The organism is Stackebrandtia soli, assembly GCF_965137155.1.
Lineage (GTDB): Bacteria > Actinomycetota > Actinomycetes > Mycobacteriales > Micromonosporaceae > Stackebrandtia > Stackebrandtia soli.
This window is the reverse complement of the sequence record NZ_CBCRZX010000014.1, coordinates 25,310-51,245: the sequence shown is the minus strand read 5'-3', so window position 1 is coordinate 51,245 and position 25,936 is coordinate 25,310. Positions and strand designations below refer to the sequence as shown.

The window sequence follows — 25,936 nt, the reverse complement described above, 5'->3', positions numbered from 1 at the left end:
GTTCGGGCCGGCAGTGGTCGTATCAGCCGATCTCGATCGGGTAACGGACGCCGATCCGCTCGCGCACCTCGTCCATGATCGTCATGACGTCGAGGCTCGCGCGCCACGGCACGAGCGGGCTCTCCAGCAGCCCCGACCGCAGGCAACGCATCGCCTCGGCGGCCTCATGCGTCATTCCCTTGCCGGTGAACGGAGCGTGGAAGCTCTGTGGTTTGGAACCCTTACGGCACAGGTGGAAACGGTCCGGACAGAAGAACGGGTTCGGCAACTCGATGCGAGCCTTGTCCCCCGCGATGACCGCGGAGACCGGACTGTCCGCGCCCAACCCGCACGACAATGTCGCGACGGCCCCGCTGTCGTAGCCGAAGGTCATCGCGCAGGACGCGTCGACGCCCTCCGGAGTGAGCGTGCCGATCGCGTTGATCACGGACGGCATGCCGAGAACGTTGTACGCCAAGGTGATCGGGTAGACCCCGAGGTCGAGCAGCGCCCCGCCGCCCCGCTCCGGATCCCGCAGTCGGTGATCGGCGCCGAACGACCCCGGCAGCCAGAAGTCCGCCGACACCATCGACACCGCCCCGATCGCCCCTGCCCGAACCACTTCCCGCATGCGGACGATGGCCGGGTTACAGCTCATCCACATCGCCTCCATGAGGAAGACGCCCGACTTCTCCGCGATGTCCACGAGGGATTGAGCCTGCCCGTGGTTCAACGTGAACGGCTTCTCGCACAACACCGGCTTACCGGCCTTCAGCAGCGTCGCCGCCGCGTCGTGGTGCCCGTTCGGGGTGTTGGCGACGTACACGATGTCGACATCCTCGGCCGCCGCGAGCTCGTCGACGCTTCCATACGCCGACGGGACACCGTAACGGTCGGCGAACGCCCGCGCCGACTCCACGCTGCGCGAACCCACCGCGCTGATGTGCGTGTTCGGCAGCAGCCGAAGGTCCTCGGTGAAGGTGGCGGCGATGCCACCGGTTGCGAATACTCCCCAACGAATCGTGTCAACCATGCGCTGATCAGATCACGCCGGGCAAAACGGCCGTCGCACGCCCCACCCGAAGCGGGATCGACAGTGCCGCACCGGGTTTCAGGATCGTCCTGACCTGGCGACTCGATTCGACGGCATGCGTGCGATCGTTTCGAGCCCGCCTACGCGTCGACGCGTGGCCGGACGCGAACCGCAACGGAAGTGAGCAATCCATATCGGACCTCCCTACGGCTCGACGACGATCTTGCCGAAGATGTCCCCGGAATCGAGGCGGGCGAAGGCATCCGCGGCGTCGGCGAGCGAGAAGGTGCTGTCGATGAGCGGCCTGACCTCCGACATGGCGACCATCTGAGTCAATCGCCGTAGTTCCTCAATGGTCCCCATTGTGGATCCGACGAGTTCCAATTGGAGAAAGAAGAGCCGTCGAAGGTCCACCGTGGCCATGTGGCCGGACGTGGAGCCGCACACCACGATGCGACCACCCGGCTTCGCGCACTTCAGGGAGTGCTCGATCGTCGCCGCGCCAACGCTCTCGATCACCACGTCGACGCGCTCGGGCAGCCGTGCGCCGGTCTCCACAGCGGTCGCGCCTAGCTCGGACGCGGATTCCCGACCCGCCTCGGAACGGCTCGTGACGTACACACGGGCACCGAGCGCGTGGGCGATGAGGATCGCGGCGGTCGAGACGCCTCCGGTGGCGCCCTGGATGAGCACGGAACCGTCGGAGGGAAGCCTGCCTCGGGTCGTGAGCATGCGGAAGGCCGTCAGGTAGGCCGTCGGCAGGCAGGCCGCCTCGGGGAAGCTCAGGGACGCGGGTTTGGCGACGAGGTTCCGCGTCGGCACCCACACGCGCTCGGCGAGTGCGCCGGGGTACTTCTCGGACAGGAGGGTTCGGCGTGGGTCGAGGGTCTCGTCGCCACCTCCGGCTTCGGGGTCACCGATGACGGAGTGGACGATCACCTCGTTGCCGTCGTCGTCGATTCCGGCCGCGTCGCACCCCAGGATCATCGGACAGGAGTCGGCCGCGAGTCCAACGCCCGCGAGCGACCACAGGTCGTGCCGGTTGAGGGTCGCGGCTTTGACGGTGACCCCCACCCAGCCGTCGGGGGCCGGTGGCGGCGCGATGTCCCCGACTCGCAAGGCGGACAGCGGTTCGGCGGGGTCGGTGGTGGCGGCGTATGCGGCGAACATCCGCAGACGATATACCGAGGCGCGACGCTTCGGCGGAGACGACACCGACGGTTGGGAGGCCGCGACGGCGGCGCCGCCCGTCTCGGTCCGCTCAGAGGCGGGTCACGGACGACGATGGAACGCCCGCTCGCGACTCGACGGAGGACCCACTCCGTCGCGACGATCGCGCCGCCACCCCGTGAAATCCCGGGAGCGGTTGGGGAGCCCTAGTGGCGTTCGACGGGAGTGAAGTCCCAGGCGTGCGGTGGCCGGGCGATGAGCTCGGGGGCGGGCTCGGGAAGGTCGACCGCCGCGTCCCTATCCCGCCAAGTCGTAATGACGACGACCCGGTCCTCGGAGCGGAACAGTTGCGCGCCAAGGCAACCGGGTGACGTCTCGATGCCGGACAGGGCCCCGTCGGTCCAGGCGACGAGTTCGCCGATCCGTTCGGCGTGCCCCTTGACCTCCCACATGCGCGCGATCATGTCGGTCATCGTGTCACGGTCGGGGGCCGTGCCGCCCGGGTGGGCGACACGGCTTCGCGTCAGCGGTCGCAGTACTCGCGCGGCGGCCAGTATTCGTCGCCGTTGTTGACGGTGACGGTGGCGCCGTTGTTGGACGGGTCGGCGTCGAGATCGACGGTGTACCAGGCGTTCGGGCCCGGAGCGGTCTCGGCGTGGATCGAGCCGTCCTCGTGCGGTCCAGTGTCGGTGATGCGGACGTCGATGCCGTGGAAGCAGTTGTCGCCGCTTCTGATGTCCCGGATGTCGCAGGTGTAGACACCGGGCGCGCTCTCGACGCAGTACGGACCGGGGTCGAGCGCCTCGACTCCCGTCGGAAGTACGACGGTCAGGCCCGCGTTCCCGTTGACGTAGTCGGGGCTCAGCCAGTCCGCTTCGCCGACATTGGACAGTTCCACCCATATCGTTCGTTCGTCGCCGACCTCGCCGATGAGGTTCTGTGGGTGGGCGAGCAGATCGGCCGTCCGTGGGGTCGTCCGCGCGACGATGGCGCCGTCGTACGTCCAGTCCTCTCCCGACGCGGTGTGGTTCGCCAGTTGGGCGGGAGCGTTGCCGAGCGGTTCCCCATTCCCGATCAGGCGTTCCGCTTCGACGGCGTCGACCTGGTACGCGGTGTATCCACAACCTCGGTGAGCGGCGTCGCGTTGGGGCGAGCAGATGTCGACCGGCCCGGGGTACCGCTCGTCGGCGTACCGCAGCAGGGTCATCGGTGTCGACGGGGCGAGGCCGACGACGTCGCCCTCGGCCAGCTCCGCGTCGGGAAAGACGCAGACGACCGTATCGGCGTCTCCCTGTGTTGGACGAACACAGTTGCTGTACGGCGCGTGAACACCACGGCTACCGTCGATCCCCGTCACGACGATCGCGAGCCCGGTTCCGTCGAAGCTCGCGCGGGCGCGCAGTTCGATCGGGGACTCGGGATACTGATAGTCGAATGTGAACTCCACCGGCACGACCGGCACCTGCTCCCCGCGCACGTCGGCCGCGACGGCGGGGGTTCCCGTGAACAAGACTCCCGTGAAAACGGTGATCACGGCGATCCGCGTCGACAGGCGTCGACGCGTCCCACGTGTAAACATGATCTCTCCTCGTGTGATCGGCGCGGTCGAGACGACCGCGCCAACCGTTACACGTGGGCACGACGAAGCCGGTTGCGAACATACTCGGCATCCATTTAGGCCAACAGACATCGATATCCGTTACGCCCCAATGACACCAATGATGCCGAATCCAAACCTTCGTGGACCGTCAACCGGTGACGGAGGTGTCCGCCGCCGATCCCGCCGCCGTCTCAGCCGCATGCCGTACCGCCCGCGCCACCGCCAGGGACACCTGCGGATCGAGCGGCGACGGGACGATGAAGTCCTCGGTCAGTTTGTCTCCGACGCAATCGGCGATCGCGTCGGCGGCGGCCAGCGCCATCGCCTCGGTGATGCTCTCGGCTCCCGCGTCCAGCGCGCCCCGGAAGATCCCGGGGAACGCCAACACGTTGTTGATCTGGTTCGGCATGTCACTGCGGCCCGTCGCGACGACGCGGGCGTACTTGGCCGCCACGTCCGGATCGATCTCGGGCGTCGGGTTGGCCAGCGCGAACACGATCGCCTCCGGGGCCATCCGCGCTACGGCGTCCTCGTCGACGCGCGCACCAGAGACTCCGATGAGGACGTTCGCGTCCGTGAGGGCGACGCCGACGTCGCCGCTGACCTCGTCGAGATTCGTCATTCCTGCGATCTCGGTCTTGATCGGCGTGAGGTCAGCACGCCCGGGGTGGATGATCCCCTTGGAGTCACAGACGATCAGCCCCCGCGCTCCCGCCGAGTGCAACATCTTGGCCACGGCGATGCCCGCCGCACCCGCCCCGACGATGACGATCTTGAGGTCCTCGATGTCCTGCCCGGTCAGTTCGAGCGCGTTGCGCAGCGCGGCCAGAACGACGATCGCGGTGCCGTGCTGATCGTCGTGGAACACCGGGATGTCGAGGGCCTCGTCCAACCGGCGTTCGATGTCGAAACAACGCGGCGCGGATATGTCCTCCAGGTTGATCCCGCCGAACGACGGCGCTATCGCCGTCACCGCCGCGACGATCTCATCGGGATCCGTTGTACCCAAACAGATCGGGACCGCGTCCAGGCCGCCGAAACGCTTGAACAGCGCGGCCTTTCCCTCCATTACCGGCATCGCGGCCTTCGGGCCGATGTTGCCGAGACCGAGCACCGCGCTCCCGTCGGTGACGACGGCGACGAGATGGGAGGTCCAGGTGTACGTCGCCGCCAACGACGCGTCCTCCGCGATCGCTTGGCACACCTTCGCCACACCAGGCGTGTAGGCGATGGACAGATCCGCCGCCGTCTCGAGCGGGCGGCGCAGCCCGGTCTGGAGCTTGCCGCCCCGATGGTCATGAAAGATCTGATCGACGTGCGAACTCATGCCTCACTCCACAAAACTAACGCTGTCACGGATCCGGCCAGTGGGTATACCGGGAGTTGAGGGGTTGGACCGCCGGGATCGCCGACGACCGCACCGAAGTCTAGCCGTCCGCTCCCCGATCGACGGTCGGCGCCGCCCGCGATTCCCGTCCGTCGAGGGAGGCGGTCGACGCGAGCGCATGGCAAGGCGGAGAACGCCTCTCGGATTGGATTCGATCCGTATGGGACCGGAACACGCCGAGCGGCCGGGCGAGGGCCGCACGAACCGCTCGACGTCCCGCGGCGCCACTCGACACGACCCGTTCGGCCATCAATATCTGTCCGTGACGTCGTGGGTTTACGCTTTCGGTGGAGGTTGCCGCGACCGATCGAACCGCGGGCGCGGCCAGGCATCGTCACACACCGGGAGTCAACATGGGTCGAAGCGTCGCTGGGGACGTACTGCTGCTGGACATCCCCGCCGCGAAGTCTTTCCTGCCGGTCCTGAGAACCGCGACGGCGGGACTGGCGACGCGGCTCGACTTCGGGCTCGGGGCGATCGAGGATCTGCGCGTCGCCGTCGACGAGGCCGCGGGGTTGCTCATCAGCGCCACGAAGAGTCAAGAGAACACATTGGATTGTCGCTTCGACGTGACCGAGACCGAGCTGATCATCACGATCGGGGCGACCGGTGTGGCGTCGCTGCCACCGCGTCGATCGTTCCCCTGGCACGTACTCGACGCGCTCGCCGGTGAGGTCAGCACCGAATCCGTGGACGGTGTGACGACGGTCCGAGTGACTCAGCGGCGTCCTGCCCACTGAGGATTGATGACGGCTGAAGAGCCGAAAGGCCTTGGCGGCCAAGAGATCCCGTAGGACGGTGGTGAGGGGTGGGGCCGTCGTTCGCGATCACTGGGGTGTACGCGGGGGTGGGGCCGACCACCGTTTCGGTGATATTAGGAGGGAGAAGCCGCCGCCGAGTAGCAGCGCGACTTCTCCCCTCGCGACACGTCTGTCTAAGCCGTGTGTGCGGCGAGCCTACGCACGCCGCCGCGACGCTTCAGAGTGCGTCGCTCCTCTTCGCTCATTCCGCCCCAGACGCCGGCATCCTGACCGGATTCCAATGCCCACTTAAGGCATTCCTCGGTTACGGGGCAGCGCCGGCAGACCCCTTTGGCCTGCTCGATCTGCACCAAGGCGGGACCGCTGTCTCCGATTGGGAAGAACAGCTCCGGATCCTCGTCCCGGCAGATGGCGTGGTGGCGCCAGTCCATTAGTGCGACACTCCTTGATTGGATTAAGTACATCAGTTGGCGGGCCTCAATACCAGCAACCTTGTGAATGATTTCACGAACTGGCGCGATGTCAAGGGGGTAGCTTAAAAAATCTTGGGGCTCGTGAGGAACCTCACGAGATATTTACCCTGATTTATCTACTGGCCCGCTCGACACGCGAAAGACCTGAAGCGAATCTAGTACGTCAGGACCCAGTGTTGTGGCGTTTCGGCAAGTTTTCTCGCGATGTCGTGAAATTGGATACCTGCTTCAGCACGCGACGCGCAACGCATCCGGCGCTGATTCCAACTTCACATCATCGCACTCACCAAGATAGTCGCCATCGAGCTGAAATGCTTGCGGACTTTGCGCACATAGCCGGAATTTCTCCAAATCGTGCCTGGCGACGACCTGTCCGTCGTGTGACGGTTGCTTCCCCAACAGCAGTTGACCTGCGGCGCGAACAGTCAGCGGCAGACTCAAAGCCTTGAGTGACAACAAATCCAACCCGGAATCGAACGACGCGTCCGGGTTGGGGCTCACCGCCCGGCCGCCAAGGTAGGTCCAGGGTGTCGTGTTCTGCACAATTGCCATCGCCAGGCCCGGAATGTCCTTCTCTCCGGGTACTTGAAGTGTCATTGCCGGGTGACGACGATCGCTATCCGAAAACAACTGGGCGACGGTCTGTCGCAAATACAACGCGGGCGTGGCGATGTTGCCTCGGTGACGCGCCTCCTCGACACGGCGGATCACGGCCGCGTCCAATCCCATCCCGGCACAAAAAGTGAAATATCGACCATTGGCTTTGCCGAGACTGATACGGCGGAAACGTCCGTCACGCAACGCCTCCAGAATCGCACCCGTACCGTCGACCCAATCGACGGGCAGACCGAGTGCGCGTGCGAAGACGTTGGTCGATCCGCCGGGAACGACGGCCAACGCGGGCGCCCGGTCGGCGCTCCGGCCCTTGGCCAGCAGCCCGTTGACGACCTCGTTGACGGTTCCGTCCCCGCCGAGGGTGACGACGAGATCGAGCCCGGCGTCGGACGCCCCTGAGGCGAGCTCGGCCGCGTGTCCGCGCCACTGGGTGTACGCGACCCGCAGATCGACGGCGCTGCCGAGCGCACGCGTCAGGATGTCCCGCGCGCGTTCGCTCGTCGTCGTCGCGCGGGGATTCACGATCAGCAACGCCCTCACGGATTGCGACTGTAGTGCCCTGTACGTTGTCAGCGTGGATCCTTCACCGTCGACCGTGTCGGCCATCACCCGCTCGACACCGCTGGCGATCGCGCTCGGTTCATTGTTCCTGCAAGGCGTCGGCCTGATCGGCGTCGCGTTGTGGCTGGTCTGGCTCAGTCTGACTGAAGAGCAATCGGCCGCGGGCGCGGGCTTCGCCGAAGCGGCCATCGCCGCCGGAGTCGCCGCGCTGGTGATCTCCGCCGCCCGCACCATGAGCCTCGGCCGCCCGGGCATGCGTGGACTGGCGGTCTTCCTTCAGCTGCTGCTCATGGTCGCCGGTTACTACCTCTCGCAAGCCGACGCCTGGGGCTACGCCTTCGCCGCGTGGGCGTGGGGCCTCCTCACCGCGGGATCGCTATTGGCTCCGTCGGCACGAGAAGCCCTCGGAGTCGGGGTCGAACCGTCGGAGGACTGACCGGTCGGCACACGGCGAGCACCTCGGGGCAGGTTCCCAACGGCGGGGTGACCGCCACCGCCCCGGCGTCCAACGCGGCGTTGCGCGCGCGATCGTGCAGGACTCCCGGCGCGATGAAGTAGGACGCGACCGCGACGCGACCGAAGCCCTCCCCGCGCAGCCGCGCGACCTCGTCCCCGACACCGGGTTCTCCTGCCGCGTAAGCGGTCGAACACGGCAGGCCTAGCCGCTCCCCCAACGCCGCCGCGACGACGTCGATCGCGTCACGGGCCGGACCGTGCCGGGTTCCGGCCGCCGCGAGGATCACGGCGTCCACGGGCGGCAGCCCACGAGCGAGCGCGGGCACGAGATGCGCGCCTCCGATCGGGGCGTCGACGGCGATCGACAGTTCGGGATGCCGCTCCGTCGACGCGGCGACGATCGCCGGGAGATCGACGCGATGGTGGTGCGCGTCGGTCAGCAACAGCGGCACCATGGTGATCCGGTCGTGTCCCGCCGCGACCAACGCGGAAATCGTCGACCGCGGATCTGGGCGATCGAAGTCGAGGAATGTGGCGATCGCGCCCGCCCGTTCGGCGATCCGCCGCACGGTGGCGGCGGATCGCTTGTCGGGGCTGCCGTGCGCGACCAGCAGGCGCGGCGTCACCGGTGGATACCGCACTCGGTCTTGTCGAACATCGCCCACCGGCCAGCGCGCGGGTCCTCTCCCGGCGCGGTGCGTCGGGTGCACGGCCAGCATCCGACGCTGCCGTAATCGCCCTGGGTGATCAGCGCGTTGACGGGAATGTCGTGGCGCGCGACGTAGGAGTCGACGTCGTCCTGGGTCCACGACGCGATCGGGGAGACCTTGATCTTCGCGCGCCCCGAGTCGACGTCGACGAGCTTGGTGTCGGCGCGGGTCGGGGACTCGTCACGACGCAGGCCGGTCGCCCACGCGTCGTAGTCGTCGAGGGCGCGCGCCAGGGGCGCGACCTTGCGCAGCGCGCAGCATTCGTCGGGGTCGCGCTCCCACAGGCGGGGACCGAACTCGCCGTCCTGCCGGCCGACGGTCAGCGGCGGGTCGACGGACCGAACCGTCACGGGCAGCAGCTCGCGGACGCGATCGCGAACGTCGAGCGTCTCCGGGAAGTGCAGCCCCGTGTCGAGGAACACGATGTCGACGCCGGGGGCGACGGTGGACGCGAGGTGCGCGACGACGGCGTCGGCGAACGAGGACGTGATGCAGAAACGTTCGCCGAAGGTGTCGACGGCCCACTCGATGACACGCTGCGCGGGAGCGCCGTCGAGTTCACGGTTCGCGGCGTCGGCGATCTTGTGCAGTTGGGACAGGTTCACGACGGGATCACCATTCCTTTCATGGTCACGGCGAAGACTCGGGTGCAGGCGCGGCAGTGCCAGCCGCCGCCTTCGTGAGGTCGTAGGTCCTCGTCGCCGCAATAGGGGCAGAAGTAGGGGACGGCGCGTTCGCTCATCGCAGGTCCTCCTCGTCGGCGCGCAGGACCCATTCCGCGAAGGCCTCAGCGTCGACGCGTTGGGCGAGGTAGCGGATCGCGAGACGCTCCACATAGTCGTCCAGTTCGGACGCGGCGACTTTGAGGCCGCGCAGTTTGCGACCGAAGCCCGCGTGCAGGGCGAGGCCGCCGCCGAGGTGCACCTGGAAGCCGGGGACCTGTTTCCCGGCGACCGTGATGATCTGTCCTTTGAGCCCAATATCGGCGGTTTGGGTTCGGGCGCAGGCGTTCGGGCAGCCGTTGACGTGTATGGAGATCGGCGAGTCGAGCGTCGGCACCCGCCGTTCCAGTTCCGTGATGAGCGCGGCGGCCGTGTCCTTGGTGTCGACGATGGCGAGTTTGCAGTACTCGATACCGGTGCACGCCATGGTGGTGCGGCGCCACTGTGACGGGCTCGCGTAGAGGCCGATGTCGGCGAGCGCGTCGACGGCGGCGGGCACGTCGGCGTCACGGACGTTCGGCACGAGGAGTTTCTGGTTCGGGGTGGTGCGGACGTGGCCGGTGCCGTAGCGCTGCGCGATGTCGGCGAGTTTCGCGAGAATCGTCCCGGAGACGCGCCCGACGGTTGGGGCGACGCCGATGTACCGGCGGCCGTCGCGCTGCGGGTGGACGCCGATGTGGTCGATGATCGCGTCGGGCACCGGTGGCGCCGCCAGGTCGGGAAGGCTCGCGCCGAGATACTCCTTCTCGAGTACCTGCCGGAACCGTTCGACGCCCCAATCGTTGACGAGGAACTTCAGCCGCGCGCGGTTGCGGAGTCGTCGATAGCCGTAGTCGCGGAAGATCCCGATGACCCCCTCCCACACCGTCGACACCTCGTCGGGGGCCACCCACACGCCGAGCCGTTTCGCCAGGGCCGGGTTCGTCGACAGGCCGCCGCCGACCCACAGGTCGAAGCCGGGGCCGAGGCTCGGGTGCACGGCGCCGAGGAAGGCGACATCGTTCGTCTCGTAAGGGACGTCGGGCAGCCACGAGATGGACGTCTTGAACTTGCGAGGCAGGTTGGAGTAGGCGGGGTCGCCGATGTAGCGGTCGGTCAGTTCGGCAATGATCGCGGTGACGTCGACGGGTTCGTCGACGAGACCGGAGACGGGGCTGCCGAGGATCACCCGGGGCGTGTCACCGCACGCTTCCGTTGTGGACAGTCCGACGGCTTCGAGCGTGCGCCAGATCTCCGGCACGTCCTCGATCCGCACCCAGTGCAGCTGGACGTTCTGTCGATCCGTCACATCGGCGGTGTCGCGCGCGAAACGGGTCGAGACTTCCGCGACCGCCCGCAGTTGGGCGGCATCGAGCTGACCGCCGTCCATGCGAATCCTCAGCATGAAGTGCTCATCGTCGAGTTCGTGCGGTTCCAGGACGGCTGTGCGTCCGCCGTCGATGCCCTGGCGGCGCTGTGTGTACAGGCCCCACCAACGGAGGCGGCCCCGCAGGTCGGACGGGTCGATCGAGGCGAAACCCTTGTGAGCGTAGATGTTCTCGACGCGGGCGCGCACGTTCAGCCCGTCGTCGTCCTTTTTGAATTGTTCGTTGGCGTTGAGGGGTTCGCGATGACCGAGAGCCCATTGGCCCTGGCCCTTCGCCTTACCTCGGATGACAGTGGACACGGTGCTCCTCGCGAATGGGAAACGACCGCGCGCGAGGAGGCGGACGGCACCGGCCGCGACTCGCGCGCCCGGTGCGGGTTCGTCGACGGATGACGGCAGGGCGGCGAACTAGCGCTGGCCGAAGCGGAGGAAACGGTGTGAGTACACCTGTGGTCGCGCGATGGGAGCGCGACGAACCGAGCGGCCGCTAGTGGGAGACGGTGCTACAGATGGCGCTGCGAACACGACCGAAGTCAACGTGACGTCGCATCACGAGACGAAAACGGTACGCGGCTGGCATGGGGCAAGCATGCCACACACCACGTCGAAGCACCACGGCCGGAGACGCCCGAAAGGAGGTCGCGCCGTTGGACCGGTCCACGAGTCGCGAGGGTGGGGCGGCGCTCGACGGAACGGAGCAGCGCCCACATCCCGGTGCTCCCAAGGCTTCCGGCGCGTCGGACGTGAACCGGCCACGACGCAACGGGCGTCGATCGGTCCCAGGCCCGTTCGGTCATGAACGGGGTGCGGCCCCTGGGGTCGAACCTCCCGATGACGAGGCGGAACCCCACGGTCACGACCGCGGCCTTGACACCTACCCGCCGGTATCCGAGACTGTGCGGGAGATCAGCCCCCACCTCACCGATCGGAAATCCCATGGTCAACGCGATCATGTACGCCATTCCGGCGTTCGTGCTGTTCGTCGTGGTCGAGGCGGCGTCGTTCCACTTCGCTCCCGATGAGGACGAGCGCGGCTACGAGTTGCGCGACTCGGCGACGTCCCTGACGATGGGCGCCGGCTCCCAGGTGGTGGGCTTCGTGTGGAAGTTCGCCAACGTCGCGATTCTCGCCGCCGCATTCGTCTATATAGCACCGTTCAATTTCGACATAGTGACGAACGCGACGATCGCGAACGACCCCTGGCTGATCGTCGCGGTCATGGCGGGCCTGTTCTTCGCCGACGATCTCGCCTACTACCTGTTCCACAGGGGGCATCACCGGATCCGAGTGCTGTGGGCGAGCCACATCGTGCACCACTCCAGCCAGTACTACAACTTCACGACGGCGCTTCGACAAAGTTGGACGCCGATGACGTCGCTACCGTTCTGGCTTCCGTTGGCGCTGATCGGCTTCCCGCCGTGGATGATCTTCCTCCAGCAGTCGATCAGCCTCATCTACCAGTTCTTCCTGCACACCGAGCGCGTCGATCGACTGCCCCGCCCGGTCGAATGGGTCATGAACACGCCGTCCCATCACCGCGTCCATCATGGTTCCAACGACGTCTACCTCGACCGCAACTACGGCGGCATCCTCATCATCTGGGACCGCATGTTCGGCACCTTCGAACCCGAGGGCGAGCGCGTCAGGTACGGACTGACCACGAACATCGACACCTATAATCCCGTGCGGGTCGCGTTCGGTGAGTACGCGGCGCTGTGGCGCGACGTGCGCGGCGCCAGAGGCATCCGCGACGCGGCGCGCTACATCGTCAACCCACCCGGATGGAACACGGAGACCCGCTCATGAACCGTGCCCCCATGGCCACCCCGTCGACGGCCGTCAAGGCGCTGTTCGTCGCGTACGCCATCGTCACCGCCGTCAACCTCGTCTCCGTCGGCACCGATGTCACGTGGCTCGAATGGGCGTCAAAGCCGCTGCTCATGCCGCTGCTGCTCATCGTGATCCTCCTCTCGGGACGGTCCCTGCCCGGTGCCGCGCTGATGGCGGTCGGTCTGGTGTGCGCCACCGTCGCCGACGTGGCGTTGCTGGTACCGGGGACGATCGCCTTCCTGATCGGCATGGGCTTCTTCCTGGTGATGCAGTTGAGTTACATCACCGTCTTCGTGCGGCTCGGCGCCCTCGGCGGGCTGCGATCCAAGCCTTGGGCCCCGATCGTCTTCGGCGTCTTCTGGGTCGCTTTCCTCGTCGCGTTCTGGGCGGACTTCGCGGAGCTGGCCGTCCCGATCGCCGTGTACAGCCTGGCGCTGACGACCATGGCGACGATCTCCGTCGGCCTGTCGGCGCGCGCCGGAATCGGCGGAACGCTGTTCCTCGTCTCGGACTCGATGATCGCGCTCGGCATCGTCGACCTCGACTTCACCGGCCGGAATATCGCGATCATGACGACGTACATCGCCGCCCAGTACCTGCTCGTCACGGGCTGGCGCCGCGCCACGTCCTGATGCGCGAGAGCCGAGCCGGCGCCGAGCCCGAGCGGGGCGCCGGTCGTCCACACCACCCAGGACCTGACGACACGGACGGCCCGAGGCGTTTGCCGGGAGGTCGGACGGGATCTAGGCTTGCCGCGATGTCAACGCTTCGTGATCTGATCGCGTCCCGGACCGACCTGTCGTCCGGCACCAGCGAACACCTGCACCGGCTCGCCGCCGAGTGGCAGCTGCTCGCCGACCTGTCGTTCGCGGACCTGCTGCTGTGGGCCCCGGCCAAGGACGGCGAAGGGTTCATCTGCCTCGCCCAGGTCCGGCCGACGACGGGCCCCACGGCCTACGACGACGACCAGGTCGGCCGCGTCATCTCCGGGGCCGACGCCGAACACCTCACCGTCGCGTTCACCCAGGGCCGCATCTTCCGGGAGGGCGACCCGGTGTGGCACGGAGCCACACCCGCCCGGCACGAGGCGGTACCGGTGCGACGCCGCGACCGCAGCAAGGTCGTCGCCGTCGTCGCGCGCGACACGAACCTCTCCGGCACACGCAGCCCCAGTCACCTCGAACTGAACTACCTCAAGACCGCCGACTACCTCGTGCAGATGCTCACCGACGGTGGCTTTCCGCCGCCGCTGCTACCCGGCGAACCGACGACGGCCCCGCGTGTCGGCGACGGGCTCATCCGCATCGGCCGCGACGGCCTCGTCCGATACGCGTCGCCCAACGCACTGTCCGCGTACCGCCGCATGGGAGTCACCGGAGTCCTATCAGGAGAGAACCTGGTCGAGCTGACTCGCAAGCTCGTCAACGACGCCTCCGAGGCCGACGACGCGGCGCGGCGCATCGCCTCCGCCCTCGCCGGCGGAACCCCGCGCCGCAAGGAGATGGAGGCGCGCGGCGCCGTCGTGCTCATGCGGGCACTGCCGTTGAGGCCCGACGGTGAGGGCGCGGGCGCTCTCGTCCTCGTCCGCGATGTGACGGAGGTGCGCCGGCTCGACCGCGAACTCGTCACGAAGGAGGCGACGATCCGCGAGATCCACCACCGGGTCAAGAACAATCTCCAGACGGTCGCCGCGCTCCTGCGACTCCAGGCCCGGCGTGTCGGGGTTCCGCAAGCCCGTGCCGCCCTAGAGGAGTCGGTCCGGCGGGTCACCTCCATCGCCCTCGTCCACGAGACCCTGTCGCGGTCCAGCGACGAGTCCGTGGCCTTCGACGCGATCGTGGACCGAGTCTCCTCCATGGCGGCCGAGGTCGCGGCGGCCGAATCGCGCGTCACACTGCGGCGCGACGGTTCCTTCGGGGTGCTGCCGTCCGAGATCGCGACACCACTGGTGATGGTCGTCAACGAACTGGTGCAGAACGCCGTCGAGCACGCATACCGACCGGGCGAGGCCGGCGAGGTCGTCGTCGGAGTGCGCCGCGAGGACGACCGACTGTGGGTCACGGTGCGCGACTTCGGACGGGGACTTCCCGACACGTTCCGTATCGACGCGACTCACCGGCTCGGGCTTCAGATCGTGCGGACACTCGCCACCGGCGAACTCCGCGGCGACATCGACCTGCGCAACCACCCCGACGGCGGCACCGAGGCACGGCTGGAGTTCCTGATCGGCTGAACGCGCGACCCGTTGCGCGTCAGTCGAACCAGACGACGAGCCGGACGTTGGCCGCTCCGTGCTGCTTGGCCAGCACCGACATGACATCGAAGGTCCGCAGGATGTTGCCCAGCAGGTGTGAGCGCTGCGGAACGGGCAGGGCGTCGTCCTCGGTGCCGCGCAGCCACGGGGGCAGGATGTTGACACCCGCCTCCCGTGTCTGTTCCCCGCCTAGGGCGCGACCGGGGTGAATCACCCGATCGAAAGTCGACATTGGCGTCGGCTCGCGTCGCCGCACGGGTTCACCGGCCGAGGCGGCCCAGTCGACCGTCAGGATCTCGTCCCACCCGATCCAGGTCGCGCCGTGACAGCCGTCGACGTCGACGGAGATCTCGTCGGACACATCGGACGGAAGACCACGCCCCTCGGCGACTGGAACGTGGTCGGCGTCGTTTCGGACCCCGAAGAGCATCGCGAACTCGTCGTAGCCGCGACCCTCGTACAACAGCTCGATGTCGATCGCCCGGGTCCAGTCCATGAACTCAGGCCGACATTCGATGTGTCCATGTATGTCGGTTCCCATGCGGCCCACCACAACACGAGCACGGGCATGCCGCAATCGGGTATTCAGTCGCGGTGGTCAGGACAGGATCGATTTCGGGGCTCGTTCGGCGGAGGATCACTCTGGACTCGGGATCATCCTCGTCTCGTCGTGAACGCGATGGTGCCCCGCGTTGTCGCAGAATGGACGGGCTACGGGGGCAAAGCCGAACACGCCTCTGCAACGCCCAGTGTGGCACTGGAGAGCCGAATCTCGGTCCGGCCGTCGCGGTGACGCGACGCGGCAGCTACGGCACGGCGATGGCTATCTTGCGGATACCAGCCAGTCAACCGCGGAAACGGAAACCTCGGCGTCACGGCGAGGCGGGCCCGGTCGCGGGTGTGATGTTGGGTGTGGACGTACGGAGCCGTACCGCCACAAAGACGAGCAACCCGAGCGCGGCCAGCGCGAAGACCGCGTTACCCATGAGGTCCACATTCGGCGGCGCTGGAAAACTCGGCGGCTGAGGGAAGCCGTGCCACGCGTAGGTGACCAAGCCGGCAGCGCCCAGTGCGAACCTGTGCCAGGGTCCCCAGCCCATGCGCCGTGCCCAGCGCAGGATGAGCAGCGTCATCGTGGCGTAGAGAGCGAGGTAGAAGCCGACCGTGATCCACGCGGGCACGATGGACTCCAGCTTGATCCCCACCATGGCGAGCAAGCCGGGGAGCCAGAACGCCAGCCCGGCCACGATGGTGATCGCGAAGACGGTCCACGGGCCAGGTGGCGAGGCTTGGAGGAGGGGACGGCGGAATCGAGCGGACAGGAAAGCGGCGACGATTAGGGCGACGGCCGTGATCAGCGTCCAGGTGATCTGAGCGGCCGACAACGGGTAGATGGCCGGACCCGCAAGGGCGATGGGCACCGCGCCACCTAGCACGAATAGGACGGCTGACACGGTGAACCCGACCTTGCCGAGCCACGGCGTGTCCGGCCGGCGTGAACCCGCCTCCACCATCGAGATCGGCACCGCGATGCTCCACACCCCATGGATGGCCAGAACGAACACGGTCCAGTAGGCACCGATGCCGAGCGCCGGAATGAATCCGTAGTCGAGCAACCGCAGCCCGACATAGTCGGGATTGAACAGCGACCGGGTGAGCAGGCCCTCCTCGATCACGGCATAGGCGAGCCCGAGCAGGATGATCCCCGGCCACCCCAGCCGCCACCGGCGAGCGACCTCACGGATGAGCAGCGCGCCGCCACCATAGAGCGGAATCATCCCGATGATCATCGGTAGGGCATTGATGGCTATGTTGCCGAGCAAGTACTCGCCGACCAGCGGCGCGAGAACCAGCAGTCCGAGTGCCGGAAGAACTCGTTGGAAGGCGGGTGCGCGGTCGAGGGACGGAGTGACCGACTTGTCGCCGTAGTACGTGTTCATCATGATTGAAAGCTACGTTGCTTTCATAAATTCTACAATTCACGAATGTGCGTAATCGCAGCTAAAGACCAATATATTGATGCACTGACGGTGGAACTGAATGCAATGAAACATTGCATTGTATGGCATCGAATGCAATAGTGGTCTCATGCCAGAAGGAAGGTTGACCCTGCAGGACCGCCGGCGCATCGCGACCGGCCTCGCCGAAGGCCGCTCCTACGCAGAAATCGCCAGGCGCCTGGACCGGCCGACCTCGACAATCAGTCGTGAGGTCGGCCGCAACGGCGGCCCCAGAAACTACCGCCCCGAACGTGCGCACCAGGCGACAGCGCGGCGGGCGCAGCGCGGCGCCGCGGCACGTTCGCCCGCGACCGAACCCAAGGACCGAAAGCTCCTCGAGGTGGAAGAGGGCGCAGTCGAGATGGCGATCGGGATGGGCCTGCCGAAAATGGTGGCGCGCGTGCTCATCGGTCTGTGGCTGAGCGAGGACGGCAGACTCACTGCGGCCGAACTGTCGCGTGGGCTGAAAGTCAGTCCCGCCTCGATCTCCATGGCGGTCGGCTACCTGACCCGGCAGGGGCTGATCAGGCGCGAACGGGATCCGCAGCGGCGGCGCGACGTTTACGTGGTCGACGACGACGCCTGGTACCACTCGACGGTGATCAGCTCGCGGCAGACGCTCGCGGCGGCGGAGATCACGAAGGCGGCGGGGCAGACGCTCGGGCTCGACACGCCCGTGGGACGCCGGCTGGCCAGGGGCGGTGCGTTCCTGGAACGGATCAGCCTGGACGTTCTGGCGTCGGCCGAACGCTGGCGCGACCTCCCGCCGTGATCAGTCCGCAGGGGTAGTGCTCCGGACGTCAAGCTTCGGTTCAATTGGCTGATTCAACGCCCACGAGGCCCTGTTCGACCCGCGTAACGAAACTCCATGTACCTCGGTTCCCATGCGGCCCACCACAACACGAGCACGGGCATGCCGCAATCGGGTATTCAGTCGCGGTGGTCGGGACAGCGGCAAGGCGATTGCATCAGAAGCCTTGCTCGCCAACGACTTTGAGGCCCCCAAGGACGCTCCCGGCGCGTCTCGTCGGCATCGGTCTCGGGGCCCTGTTCGGCCGGGGATCACCCTGGACCGACCTCGGGATCGGCGTCCTCATCGGAATCGGCGTCGGCTCCGTTGAAACGGTCGGCCGGTGGCGAAGTCCACCGTGTGTCAACGCTCCGGCGCGAGAAAGCCGACCTGCACGAGCCAGTCCTGGGCCACCGCGGTGGGGTTCTCGCCGTAGACGTCAACCCGACCGTTGAGCTCGCGCATGGTGTCGGTGTCGAGCTGCTGGCCAAGCTCGTCGAACATCTCGATGATCTGTGGATACCGCTTCGCGATGGGTTCGCGGACGACGACGACCGGTTCGTACAACGGGAAGTACATCTCGTCGTCGACGAGCGTGACGAGGTTGTTGGCGGGAATGCGCCCGTCGGTGCCGAACACCTCCCCGAAGACGCAAGTGGTGCCGATCTCGCCGTAGACGATCCCGGCATCCATGATCGACACTTGGCCCGCCGGGATGTCGAGTCCGTACGCCTCCTTCATTCCGGGCCAGCCGTCGCCGCGCGCGGCGAACTCGTTCTCCAGGCAGAAGGTCTGTTCATCCGGGGGCAGGGAGGCGATGTCGCTCAGGTTCTTCAGGTCGTGCTCGGCGGCGGCCTCCTCGGTGACGGCGATCGCGTAAGTGTTGTTGAACGGAGCGGGCTTCGTTCCCCAGACGAGCTGGTTCTGCTCGAGGTCCTGCGCGGACAGCGCGGCCAGCACGGCGGCCTTGTCCGCCAGGTCGACCGGTTCACCGTCCGGCCCGCGATCGCCGTCAGTATGTCCCAAGTAGACGACCCAGCCGGTGCCGGTGTACTCCCACATCACGTCGGCGTCGCCCCGCAGTAGTGACTCCCGCGCGTTGGTGCTGCCCTTGGTGTTGGTGTTGTCGACGACCTCCGCGCCCGCCGCCGACAGCACGAGCGACAGCATCTTGCCGAGGATCAACTGCTCGGTGAAGTCCTTGCCGGTGGTGACGACGCGGGCGCCGTCCAGGGAGTCGAAGCGTTCGAGCTCCGGGCCGGGCTTGACCTCGGGGATGTACTGCGACGCCGGTTGCAGCCCGCACGCGGCCAAGGCCAACGACGCGATCCCGGCGGCGAGCGCACGCGCGAACCTCATCACATTCCCTTCGGGTGCAGATACCGTTCGGCGATCGCGGCGAGCCAGTCCACCGTCAACGCCAGGATCGCGATGAGGACGCTGCCCGTGATCAGCACCGGGAGCTGGTACAGCTTGACGCCGGTGATGATGAGTCCGCCGAGTCCTCCGCCGTTGATGAACGCGGCGAGCGCGGCGACGCCGACGTTGAGGACGAGCGTCGTGCGGATTCCGGCGAGGATGACGGGTACCGCCAGCGGTACTTCCACGCGAAACAGAACGGCGGGGGCGGACATGCCGATCCCTCGACCGGCGTCGATGAGCGCCGGGTCGACCTGTTGCAGCCCGACGAGCGTGTTCCGCAGCGCGGGAAGGATGCTGTAGGCGACGAGCGCGATGATCGCGACCCAGAACCCGATGCCGAGCCACACCGCCAGCAGCGCGATGACCCCGATCGCCGGTGCGCCCTGGCCGATGTTGGCGAGCGCGAGGACGACCGGCAACGCGCCACGAGATCCCTTGCGGGACAGCACGATGCCGAGGGGAATCGCGATCGCGAGCACGATCACGGTGGAGACGACCGTCAATTGGAGGTGGGCCAGGATCTCCTCGGCGAGCGACGTGACGTTGATGGACGCCTGTTCGCTCTCGTTGAGGTCGGCCCCGTTGAGGTAGATGAGGAGGGCGACGAACGCCGCGAGGATCACGGCGGGCGAGGCGAGCAGCGCCCACGGCTTCTGTTTCGGGTCGGCGGGGGTCGCGCCGACCGCTTGGACCTCGTTCTCGGCGAGTGTGGACGTCACCGGGGCCTCCCGAGGCCCTTCGCGCGTTCGCGCAACCGCCCAATCGCCTGCTGGACGGTCTCCAGCGTGACGCTGCCGACGTACTTTCGCCGGACGGTGACGGGAACCCAGTTCGCGTCGGATTTCAGCAGCGCCTCAAGCGCCTCCCTGACGGTGGCACGGCCGTTGATGGTGGTGTGGACCTTGTCTCCGGCGTCACCGATCTCGCCGCGCAGGTCTTCGAGAGTCTCAGCGGACAGCCAGCGGTCGGGTCGCTGGTTCGCGTCGAGGACGACGGCCCACGGCGTGTGCGAGCGGGCCACGCGACGGCGCACCTCCTCGGCGGGTTCGTCGCGGCTGGCGACGACGATGTCGGCGAGTTCGATGTCGGCGAGCCGGGTGACGTTGAGGAGTTTCATCGCACCGCCCGCGCCGATGAAGCCGCGCACGAAGTCGTTGGCGGGGTTGGCCAGGATCGCGGCCGGTTCGTCGTACTGGACGATGGTCGATCCGGTGGTGAGGATCGCGATCCGGTCGCCGAGCTTGACGGCCTCGTCGAAGTCGTGCGTGACGAAGACGATGGTCTTGCTCAGTTCATCCTGAAGGGACAGTAGTTCGTCCTGGAGGTGTGCTCGGGTGATCGGATCGACGGCGCCGAACGGCTCGTCCATGAGGAGGACGGGCGGATCGGCCGCGAGCGCGCGGGCGACGCCGACGCGCTGTTGCTGACCGCCGGACAGTTGACGGGGATACCGGTCGGCATACTGGCCGGGCTCGAGGCCGACGAGATCGAGCATCGCCTTGACACGCTCGGCGGTCTTGGTGGGACCCCACTTGAGCATGCGCGGGACGAGCCCGATGTTCTCGGCGACGCTCATGTGCGGGAACAGGCCGCCGGCCTGGATGACGTAGCCGATGTGACGGCGCAGCGCGTTCGGTTCCTTCTTGCGGACGTCCTCCCCGCCGATGAGGATCTCCCCACTGGTCGGTTCGATGAGTCGGTTGATCATCCGCATGGTGGTGGTCTTGCCGCAGCCGGATGGTCCGACGAGCATGACGATCTCCCCCGCCGGGATCGTCAGATCGACATTGTCGACGGCGGGCACCCGCTGGCCCGCGAAACGCTTGGTGACGCCCCTCAGTTCGATGGCGACACCGGCGCCGGTGGTGGAATCAGACACGCAGTCCCCTCGCGGTCGTGAAGCGTCCGATGACGACGAAAGCGGCGTCGAACAGGAGCGCCAGAATGATGATCCCGATCGTTCCGGCCAGGATCGCGTTCAGCGAGTTCGCTCCGCCGAGGCGGGCGAGCCCGGAGAAGATCTGGTCGCCGAGCCCGGGCCCGGAGACGTAGGCGGCGATCGCTCCGACGCCGACGGTCAGCTGGGTCGCGACCCGGATGCCGGTGAGCACCACGGGCCATGCCAGCGGAAGCTCGACGCGCGTGAGGATCGCGACGCGGTTCATGCCCATGCCGCGCGCGGCATCCACCATGGAGGGGTCGACGGTGGACAGTCCGACGATCGCGTTGCGCACGATCGGCAGGAGGGCGTAGATCGTCAGGGCGATGACCGATGGGGTGACGCCGAGACCGAAGACCGGGATCATGAGGCCGAACAGGGCGAGCGACGGAATCGTGAAGATGACGCTGGCCGTGCCGGTCGTGAGCCCGGCGAGCCAGGGCGTCCGGTAGGACACGATCGCGAGCGTGATGCCGATGATCGCGGCCAGCAGCACGCATTGGAACACCATGCTGGCCTGCTGGTAGAACTCGAACAGCAGCAGACCGGCGTTCTCGGCGACGTACGACAAGAACCCCACCGCGCCCCCCATTCGCCGTGTCGACCGTCCGCCGTCGAGGGTATCGCCGCGATCGAGGTTTCGAGGGCGCCACACGGGACATTGCCCGGGAAAGGACGGCTGGTCAGAACAGGGTCGGCGGGGCCTCCGGCTCGGGTGGTGGGGTCGGCGGCGGAGTGCGGTGCCGACGGCGGCCGTCCACACCGAACTCACGGGTGTACTGCCGGATCAACGCCGAGACGTGGTCGCGGTAGTCGCGGCGGGCGTAGGAGCCGGTGCCGTAGAGGCGCCGATAGGGCTCGACGAGATGTGGGTGTTCCCGGCGCAGCCAGTCGGAGTACCACTCGCGCGCGCCTGGTCGAAGGTGCAGCACGATCCCGGTCACGCTGACGGCGCCCGCGTCGGCGCAGGCCGAGACCGCCGAACGCAACGCCTCCGGTGAGTCCGTCAGATACGGCAGGATCGGCGCCATCAACACTCCACAATCGATGCCACTGTCGTTGAGGCGGGCGCACACGTCGAGCCGGGACGACGGACGGGGCGTGCCGGGTTCGACCGCGCGCCACAACGCCGGATCGAGGAAACCGACCGAAACGGCGGCGCTGACGTCGGTGACCGTCGCCGCGTGCGCGAGCAGTTCGAGGTCACGCAGGATCAGCGTGCCCTTGGTGAGGATGGAGAAGGGATTGGCGTGATCGGTGAGCGCGGAGATGATGCCGGGCATGAGGCGGTACCGACCCTCAGCGCGCTGATAACAGTCGACATTGGTGCCCATCGCGATCGGGGCGCCGGACCAGGACGGGCGCGCGAGCTCGGCGCGCAGGCGTTGGGCGGCGTTGACCTTGACGATGATCTTCGAGTCGAAGTCCTCTCCGTAGCCGAGATCGAGATACTCGTGGGTCTTCCGGGCGAAGCAGTAGACGCAGGCGTGACTGCACCCGCGATACGGATTGATGGTGTGTCCGAACGGGACGGCCGACGCCGCCGAGACCGTGTTGATGATCGACTTGGCGTGGATCTCGTAGAAGGTCAAGCCGGCGAACTCGGGGGTGTCGAAGGTCCGGGTGACGGCGCCGCGCGCGATGAGCGGCGGCGCCGCCGACTCGTCGTCGAACAATCGGAGGGGCTCCCAGCGCATGACGTCAGCCTAGAACACCTGTTCGATTGTTGCCTGACCAGGGATGACGTTCGCTTTCACCCCCTTGGGACGCAAGCGATCCACCGAGTTCCAGCGCGCCATTGACGCCTGGACACTCAGTCGCGCGCGACGACCCTGAGGACGTCGACGTCGTTCGGGTCCTGGTCGACGCCGAAACCCGCGCCGGTCAACGCCTCCGTGTATCGGCGCAGTTCCTCCGGCATGTCGATCTCCTCGTCCTCGAAGCCGTCGTCCGCCTCGCAATGGAAGACCTCGATGTGACCATCCCCGCCGGAGACGACGAAGCCGGAGTGAAAGCGGCCGTGCGGCGTGATTCCGGCGGCGACGAGTGCCGCGCGCGCCCGATCGGCGTCGGTCACGGGTTCCTGTGCCTCGGCCTGCTCGGAGCGGGAGAGCAGAGAGCGTCCCTCGGTCAGCGCGACCAGGATCGCTCGCCGATTGAGATCCCAAAAGGACTCGTCCAGCAGACTGACGGCCCGGCGGGACCGAGTACCGAGGTCGCTGGGTCTGTCGTCCGGCAGCAGGGGTCGGCCGGCCCACTGATTCACCTGGACCCGGTCGGGATGATCCACCACGAGGAAGTTCTCCGCCACGGCGAGCTCGGCCGTCAAACCCGAGTGAAAGCGCATGAGGTGTTCCTCCACGATGACGACCTCGGCCGTCACGTCGCCGCGGATCCGCGTCCAACCATGGTTGTAGTAGCCGTACAGGGCACCGTCGATGACGGCGGAGCCGTCCACCAGAATCGCGCTGCCACCCGTTCCGACATTGGCGGCCCGCAGATCGCCACGCACCCACAGGAACGGCCCGAAGTCACTCTCCCAGTTGGAGACGCACCCGGAGACCGTCAGTGAACCGTCGACGATCAGGCCGAGCGCGGCAGGTTCGTCGGGACGCTCGACACCGAGCGAACGATCCAGCCGGAAGAAGTCGAGTTCGAGTTCGTCGACGGTCAGGTCGCCGTCGACGACGAGGACCATGTCGTCGTTGGCGGCCTTGCCGTCGAACGACGCGCGAAACCCGAAATGGCGGTCGGCGTCGTCGGCGCTCATCAGCCGCACGGAAACGCCTATGTGGTCCGAAGAGCTCGTCATTCCAGTACAGTAGGCGCGCTCACCGACATCGATCGCCGGAGGCCGCGATGACGTCCATCCACACCGTACGCCCGACGCACGAGGGCGATCTGCTGGTGAACGGGCATGCCCGCGTGCCCGGGAAGTTGACGGTGACGGGTTCGCTCACGGTCTACGGCGTCCTGTTCGATGAGGGCCCGGACTGCCGGATCACGGTCGGCGGCGAACTGACGGCGGCGGGTGTCTTCGTCGACGGCGATCTGCACGTGACCGGCGACATCCGCGCGGAAGTGCTGTACTGCGCGGCGATCCCGGACACCACCCCGAAGACCGGCGTGATCCACTCTCGACTGATCATGGAGGACGACTACCGACGATGGCGATCCCGCCTCGGCGACGCGACGCACGTCGACGTCGCCGCCGATGACCTGTCGGCCGACGGCGAGGTCGTCCGGAGACTGCGAAAGTTGCTGACACCGGACGTCTTCGACGCCAACGGTTTCGATCACCGCGCCCTGTTCGACCTGATGATCGACGGGAGGCCGGTCTTTCTCCCCGGCTAGGGAGCACGGGGCGGCTCCGCCAACACCTCCGGATGCCGCAATCCCATTCCCGACAACGCGATCATGCCGTGCCGACGGTAGTAGTCGACGAGGTTGGCATCGCAAACCAGGTCGATGGAGTACATGTGCGACAACGCGGCGGTGACGTGGCGCAACAGTTCGTCGCCGATCCCCCGGCCCTGATACGCGGGCAACACCTCGAGCCATGGAATGAACGCGGTCAGCACACCGTCGCTGATCGCGGTCACGAAGCCGACGACCGTGCCGTCCTCGACCGCGAACTCGACCGCGCTGCTGCCCGCGAGCGCGGCGGCGAACTGGCGCTGGTCGAGACGTCGCCCCCATCCGACGAAGTGGTCGGCCGCCACGGGCGCGGGACCGTCTTCCCCCTCGACATGTACTGGATCCTGCGCGCCAGCGTATCCGGCCCGCGAGGTCCATATAAAACTCGACAGTGTCCAACACAATGGACGAACGGGGCGCGGGACCCGCGCCGTGTCGAGGGAACGGTTCCACCCGGCGCAGAACGCGGACCGGACCACGTGTGGACCGTCGACCTGGGCCGTCAGCCGAGCTCGGCAATGTCCTCGGCGGTCAAACTCAGCGCCCCGGCGGCGACGTTCTCCTCCAAATGTCCCAGGGAACCGGTGCCGGGAATCAGCAGGATGTTCGGCGACCGAGCCAACAGCCAAGCGAGGGCCACCTGCGGCACGGTCGCGCCGTGCCGATCGGCGACCGTTCGCAGGCGCTCACCCGTGAGCGGCTGAAACCCGCCGACTGGGAAGAACGGGACGTAGGCGATCCCGGCCTCCGCGCTCGCGTCGACAAGCGGGTCGTCCTCCCGTCTGGCCAGGTTGTAGTGGTTCTGGACGCAAACGATCGGTGTGACCGCGCGAGCCTGGTCGAATTCGGCGACAGTGACGTTGGAGACCCCGAGGTGCCGGATCAGCCCCTCCTCGCGCAGCACCGCCAGCGTCTCCAGGGCGACTGGCAGCGGTGTCGTGGAGCGCTCGAGCTCGCCCATCCGGAGGTTCACCACGTCCAGACGGTCCACGCCGAGCGAACGGAGATTCGCCTCAACGCCACGACGCAGGTTGTCGGGAGTGAGGCCGGTGAGGTCCGCCGGAGGCAGTTCGAGGTCGGAGCCTTCGACGAGCGCACCCAGCTTCGTCACGATCGCCAGGTCCTCCGGGTAGGGGTACAGCGCCTCGCGGATCAGCTCGTTGGCGGCCACCCCGTCGCGGGAGTAGTAGTTCGAGGTGTCGATGTGATTCACCCCTAGTTCGACGGCCCGACGCAGGATGCCGAGAGCCGCCTCCCGGCTTGGCCGGTTCCCCTGCGGCCAACCGACGAGCCGCATCGCGCCGTATCCGACCCTCGCGATGCTCAGGTCGCCGCCCAACTCCCACCGTTCCATCGTCGTCACGATCGCCCACTCTAGGGGCCGACCACGATCCCACCGCACCAAGGCGACAGGGAAGCGGCCGATCGGCGATGGATGCCGCCACAGGAGC

Annotated in this window: 28 protein-coding genes; 7 read left to right on the top strand and 21 right to left on the bottom strand. The window is 67.2% G+C overall.

Annotated features, from left to right (window positions below; all coding sequences use genetic code 11):
* Positions 1-22: 22 nt before the first annotated feature.
* From ACM9NP_RS10915 to ACM9NP_RS10895, 5 genes are all read right to left on the bottom strand, one after another.
* Positions 23-1,012 carry a Gfo/Idh/MocA family protein gene (locus ACM9NP_RS10915; protein WP_415646536.1) on the bottom strand — a complete coding sequence of 330 codons (990 nt, stop codon included), beginning with the start codon at positions 1,010-1,012 and terminating at the stop codon, positions 23-25.
* Positions 1,013-1,216: 204 nt separating this feature from the next.
* A complete protein-coding gene (locus ACM9NP_RS10910) occupies positions 1,217-2,182 on the bottom strand; it encodes a zinc-binding dehydrogenase (protein ID WP_415646535.1) in 966 nt (321 codons plus the stop codon).
* Between the two features lie 206 nt (positions 2,183-2,388).
* On the bottom strand, positions 2,389-2,655 hold the full coding sequence (locus ACM9NP_RS10905; RefSeq protein ID WP_415646534.1) for an antibiotic biosynthesis monooxygenase family protein: 267 nt from the start codon (positions 2,653-2,655) through the stop codon (positions 2,389-2,391).
* A 50-nt stretch (positions 2,656-2,705) separates the two neighbouring features.
* Positions 2,706-3,761: a hypothetical protein gene (locus tag ACM9NP_RS10900; RefSeq protein ID WP_415646533.1), complete on the bottom strand. Its 1,056-nt coding sequence runs from the start codon at positions 3,759-3,761 to the stop codon at positions 2,706-2,708.
* 169 nt (positions 3,762-3,930) lie between these two features.
* On the bottom strand, positions 3,931-5,109 hold the full coding sequence (locus ACM9NP_RS10895; RefSeq protein ID WP_415646532.1) for an NAD(P)-dependent malic enzyme: 1,179 nt from the start codon (positions 5,107-5,109) through the stop codon (positions 3,931-3,933).
* A gap of 413 nt (positions 5,110-5,522) precedes the next feature.
* On the opposite strand from ACM9NP_RS10895, the gene ACM9NP_RS10890 reads away from it, so the two are divergent.
* Positions 5,523-5,909 carry an anti-sigma regulatory factor gene (locus tag ACM9NP_RS10890; RefSeq protein WP_415646531.1) on the top strand — a complete coding sequence of 129 codons (387 nt, stop codon included), beginning with the start codon at positions 5,523-5,525 and terminating at the stop codon, positions 5,907-5,909.
* Positions 5,910-6,103: 194 nt separating this feature from the next.
* Here the strand turns inward: ACM9NP_RS10890 and ACM9NP_RS10885 are convergent, their stop codons facing one another.
* Together ACM9NP_RS10885 and ACM9NP_RS10880 are read right to left on the bottom strand one after the other, a co-directional pair.
* Positions 6,104-6,361, bottom strand: a complete 258-nt coding sequence (locus ACM9NP_RS10885; protein ID WP_415646530.1) for a WhiB family transcriptional regulator — start codon at positions 6,359-6,361, stop codon at positions 6,104-6,106.
* Positions 6,362-6,631: 270 nt separating this feature from the next.
* Positions 6,632-7,558 (bottom strand): diacylglycerol/lipid kinase family protein, encoded by a 927-nt coding sequence (locus ACM9NP_RS10880; protein ID WP_415646579.1) that lies wholly within the window; start codon positions 7,556-7,558, stop codon positions 6,632-6,634.
* Positions 7,559-7,592: 34 nt separating this feature from the next.
* Between ACM9NP_RS10880 and ACM9NP_RS10875 the strand changes: the two genes are divergently transcribed.
* Positions 7,593-8,015, top strand: coding sequence for a hypothetical protein (locus tag ACM9NP_RS10875; RefSeq protein WP_415646529.1), 423 nt, complete (start codon positions 7,593-7,595; stop codon positions 8,013-8,015).
* Here the strand turns inward: ACM9NP_RS10875 and ACM9NP_RS10870 are convergent.
* The 4 genes from ACM9NP_RS10870 to ACM9NP_RS10855 are packed head-to-tail and all read right to left on the bottom strand — an operon-like array spanning position 7,942 to position 11,133.
* A complete protein-coding gene (locus tag ACM9NP_RS10870; RefSeq protein WP_415646528.1) occupies positions 7,942-8,676 on the bottom strand; it encodes a sirohydrochlorin chelatase in 735 nt (244 codons plus the stop codon). The genes ACM9NP_RS10875 and ACM9NP_RS10870 overlap by 74 nt on opposite strands.
* Complete coding sequence (locus tag ACM9NP_RS10865) at positions 8,658-9,350, bottom strand: phosphoadenylyl-sulfate reductase (RefSeq protein ID WP_415646527.1); 693 nt, start codon at positions 9,348-9,350, stop codon at positions 8,658-8,660. The genes ACM9NP_RS10870 and ACM9NP_RS10865 overlap by 19 nt, the downstream gene beginning before the upstream one ends.
* Positions 9,347-9,487: an eL43 family ribosomal protein gene (locus tag ACM9NP_RS10860; RefSeq protein WP_415646526.1), complete on the bottom strand. Its 141-nt coding sequence runs from the start codon at positions 9,485-9,487 to the stop codon at positions 9,347-9,349. The genes ACM9NP_RS10865 and ACM9NP_RS10860 overlap by 4 nt, the downstream gene beginning before the upstream one ends.
* Positions 9,484-11,133, bottom strand: coding sequence for a nitrite/sulfite reductase (locus ACM9NP_RS10855; protein WP_415646525.1), 1,650 nt, complete (start codon positions 11,131-11,133; stop codon positions 9,484-9,486). The genes ACM9NP_RS10860 and ACM9NP_RS10855 overlap by 4 nt, the downstream gene beginning before the upstream one ends.
* Before the next feature lie 636 nt (positions 11,134-11,769).
* Between ACM9NP_RS10855 and ACM9NP_RS10850 the strand changes: the two genes are divergently transcribed.
* The 3 genes from ACM9NP_RS10850 to ACM9NP_RS10840 all read left to right on the top strand — a co-directional run bounded on the left by ACM9NP_RS10850 (position 11,770) and on the right by ACM9NP_RS10840 (position 14,896).
* Positions 11,770-12,639, top strand: coding sequence for a sterol desaturase family protein (locus tag ACM9NP_RS10850; protein WP_415646524.1), 870 nt, complete (start codon positions 11,770-11,772; stop codon positions 12,637-12,639).
* Complete coding sequence (locus ACM9NP_RS10845; RefSeq protein ID WP_415646523.1) at positions 12,636-13,295, top strand: lysoplasmalogenase; 660 nt, start codon at positions 12,636-12,638, stop codon at positions 13,293-13,295. Before ACM9NP_RS10850 ends, ACM9NP_RS10845 begins: the two co-directional genes overlap by 4 nt.
* A gap of 125 nt (positions 13,296-13,420) precedes the next feature.
* Positions 13,421-14,896 (top strand): sensor histidine kinase, encoded by a 1,476-nt coding sequence (locus ACM9NP_RS10840; protein ID WP_415646522.1) that lies wholly within the window; start codon positions 13,421-13,423, stop codon positions 14,894-14,896.
* A 19-nt stretch (positions 14,897-14,915) separates the two neighbouring features.
* Here the strand turns inward: ACM9NP_RS10840 and ACM9NP_RS10835 are convergent, their stop codons facing one another.
* Both ACM9NP_RS10835 and ACM9NP_RS10830 read right to left on the bottom strand, forming a co-directional pair.
* Positions 14,916-15,458, bottom strand: coding sequence for a hypothetical protein (locus ACM9NP_RS10835; protein ID WP_415646521.1), 543 nt, complete (start codon positions 15,456-15,458; stop codon positions 14,916-14,918).
* Positions 15,459-15,789: 331 nt separating this feature from the next.
* Positions 15,790-16,860: a hypothetical protein gene (locus ACM9NP_RS10830; protein WP_415646520.1), complete on the bottom strand. Its 1,071-nt coding sequence runs from the start codon at positions 16,858-16,860 to the stop codon at positions 15,790-15,792.
* A gap of 160 nt (positions 16,861-17,020) precedes the next feature.
* Here ACM9NP_RS10830 and ACM9NP_RS10825 point away from each other — a divergent pair, with 160 nt between their 5' ends.
* Positions 17,021-17,689: a helix-turn-helix domain-containing protein gene (locus ACM9NP_RS10825; RefSeq protein ID WP_415646519.1), complete on the top strand. Its 669-nt coding sequence runs from the start codon at positions 17,021-17,023 to the stop codon at positions 17,687-17,689.
* Positions 17,690-18,070: 381 nt separating this feature from the next.
* On the opposite strand, the gene ACM9NP_RS10820 is transcribed toward ACM9NP_RS10825, so the two are convergent.
* The 6 genes from ACM9NP_RS10820 to ACM9NP_RS10795 all read right to left on the bottom strand — a co-directional run bounded on the left by ACM9NP_RS10820 (position 18,071) and on the right by ACM9NP_RS10795 (position 23,880).
* Entirely contained in the window at positions 18,071-19,066 is a 996-nt protein-coding gene (locus ACM9NP_RS10820) for a glycine betaine ABC transporter substrate-binding protein (RefSeq protein WP_415646518.1), read from the bottom strand.
* The gene (locus ACM9NP_RS10815; protein WP_415646517.1) at positions 19,066-19,848 is read right to left on the bottom strand and encodes an ABC transporter permease; all 783 of its coding nucleotides are present in this window, start codon (positions 19,846-19,848) and stop codon (positions 19,066-19,068) included. The genes ACM9NP_RS10820 and ACM9NP_RS10815 overlap by 1 nt, the downstream gene beginning before the upstream one ends.
* Complete coding sequence (locus tag ACM9NP_RS10810) at positions 19,845-21,008, bottom strand: ABC transporter ATP-binding protein (RefSeq protein ID WP_415646516.1); 1,164 nt, start codon at positions 21,006-21,008, stop codon at positions 19,845-19,847. Before ACM9NP_RS10810 ends, ACM9NP_RS10815 begins: the two co-directional genes overlap by 4 nt.
* Entirely contained in the window at positions 21,001-21,648 is a 648-nt protein-coding gene (locus ACM9NP_RS10805; RefSeq protein ID WP_415646515.1) for an ABC transporter permease, read from the bottom strand. The genes ACM9NP_RS10810 and ACM9NP_RS10805 overlap by 8 nt, the downstream gene beginning before the upstream one ends.
* Positions 21,649-21,751: 103 nt before the next feature.
* The gene (locus ACM9NP_RS10800; RefSeq protein WP_415646514.1) at positions 21,752-22,765 is read right to left on the bottom strand and encodes an Rv2578c family radical SAM protein; all 1,014 of its coding nucleotides are present in this window, start codon (positions 22,763-22,765) and stop codon (positions 21,752-21,754) included.
* Positions 22,766-22,881: 116 nt separating this feature from the next.
* Entirely contained in the window at positions 22,882-23,880 is a 999-nt protein-coding gene (locus tag ACM9NP_RS10795; RefSeq protein WP_415646513.1) for a hypothetical protein, read from the bottom strand.
* A gap of 47 nt (positions 23,881-23,927) precedes the next feature.
* Between ACM9NP_RS10795 and ACM9NP_RS10790 the strand changes: the two genes are divergently transcribed.
* A complete protein-coding gene (locus ACM9NP_RS10790; RefSeq protein ID WP_415646512.1) occupies positions 23,928-24,422 on the top strand; it encodes a hypothetical protein in 495 nt (164 codons plus the stop codon).
* Here the strand turns inward: ACM9NP_RS10790 and ACM9NP_RS10785 are convergent.
* A complete protein-coding gene (locus ACM9NP_RS10785; RefSeq protein WP_415646511.1) occupies positions 24,419-24,964 on the bottom strand; it encodes a GNAT family N-acetyltransferase in 546 nt (181 codons plus the stop codon). The genes ACM9NP_RS10790 and ACM9NP_RS10785 overlap by 4 nt on opposite strands.
* Before the next feature lie 23 nt (positions 24,965-24,987).
* Entirely contained in the window at positions 24,988-25,839 is an 852-nt protein-coding gene (locus tag ACM9NP_RS10780; protein WP_415646578.1) for an oxidoreductase, read from the bottom strand.
* Positions 25,840-25,936 lie beyond the last annotated feature (97 nt).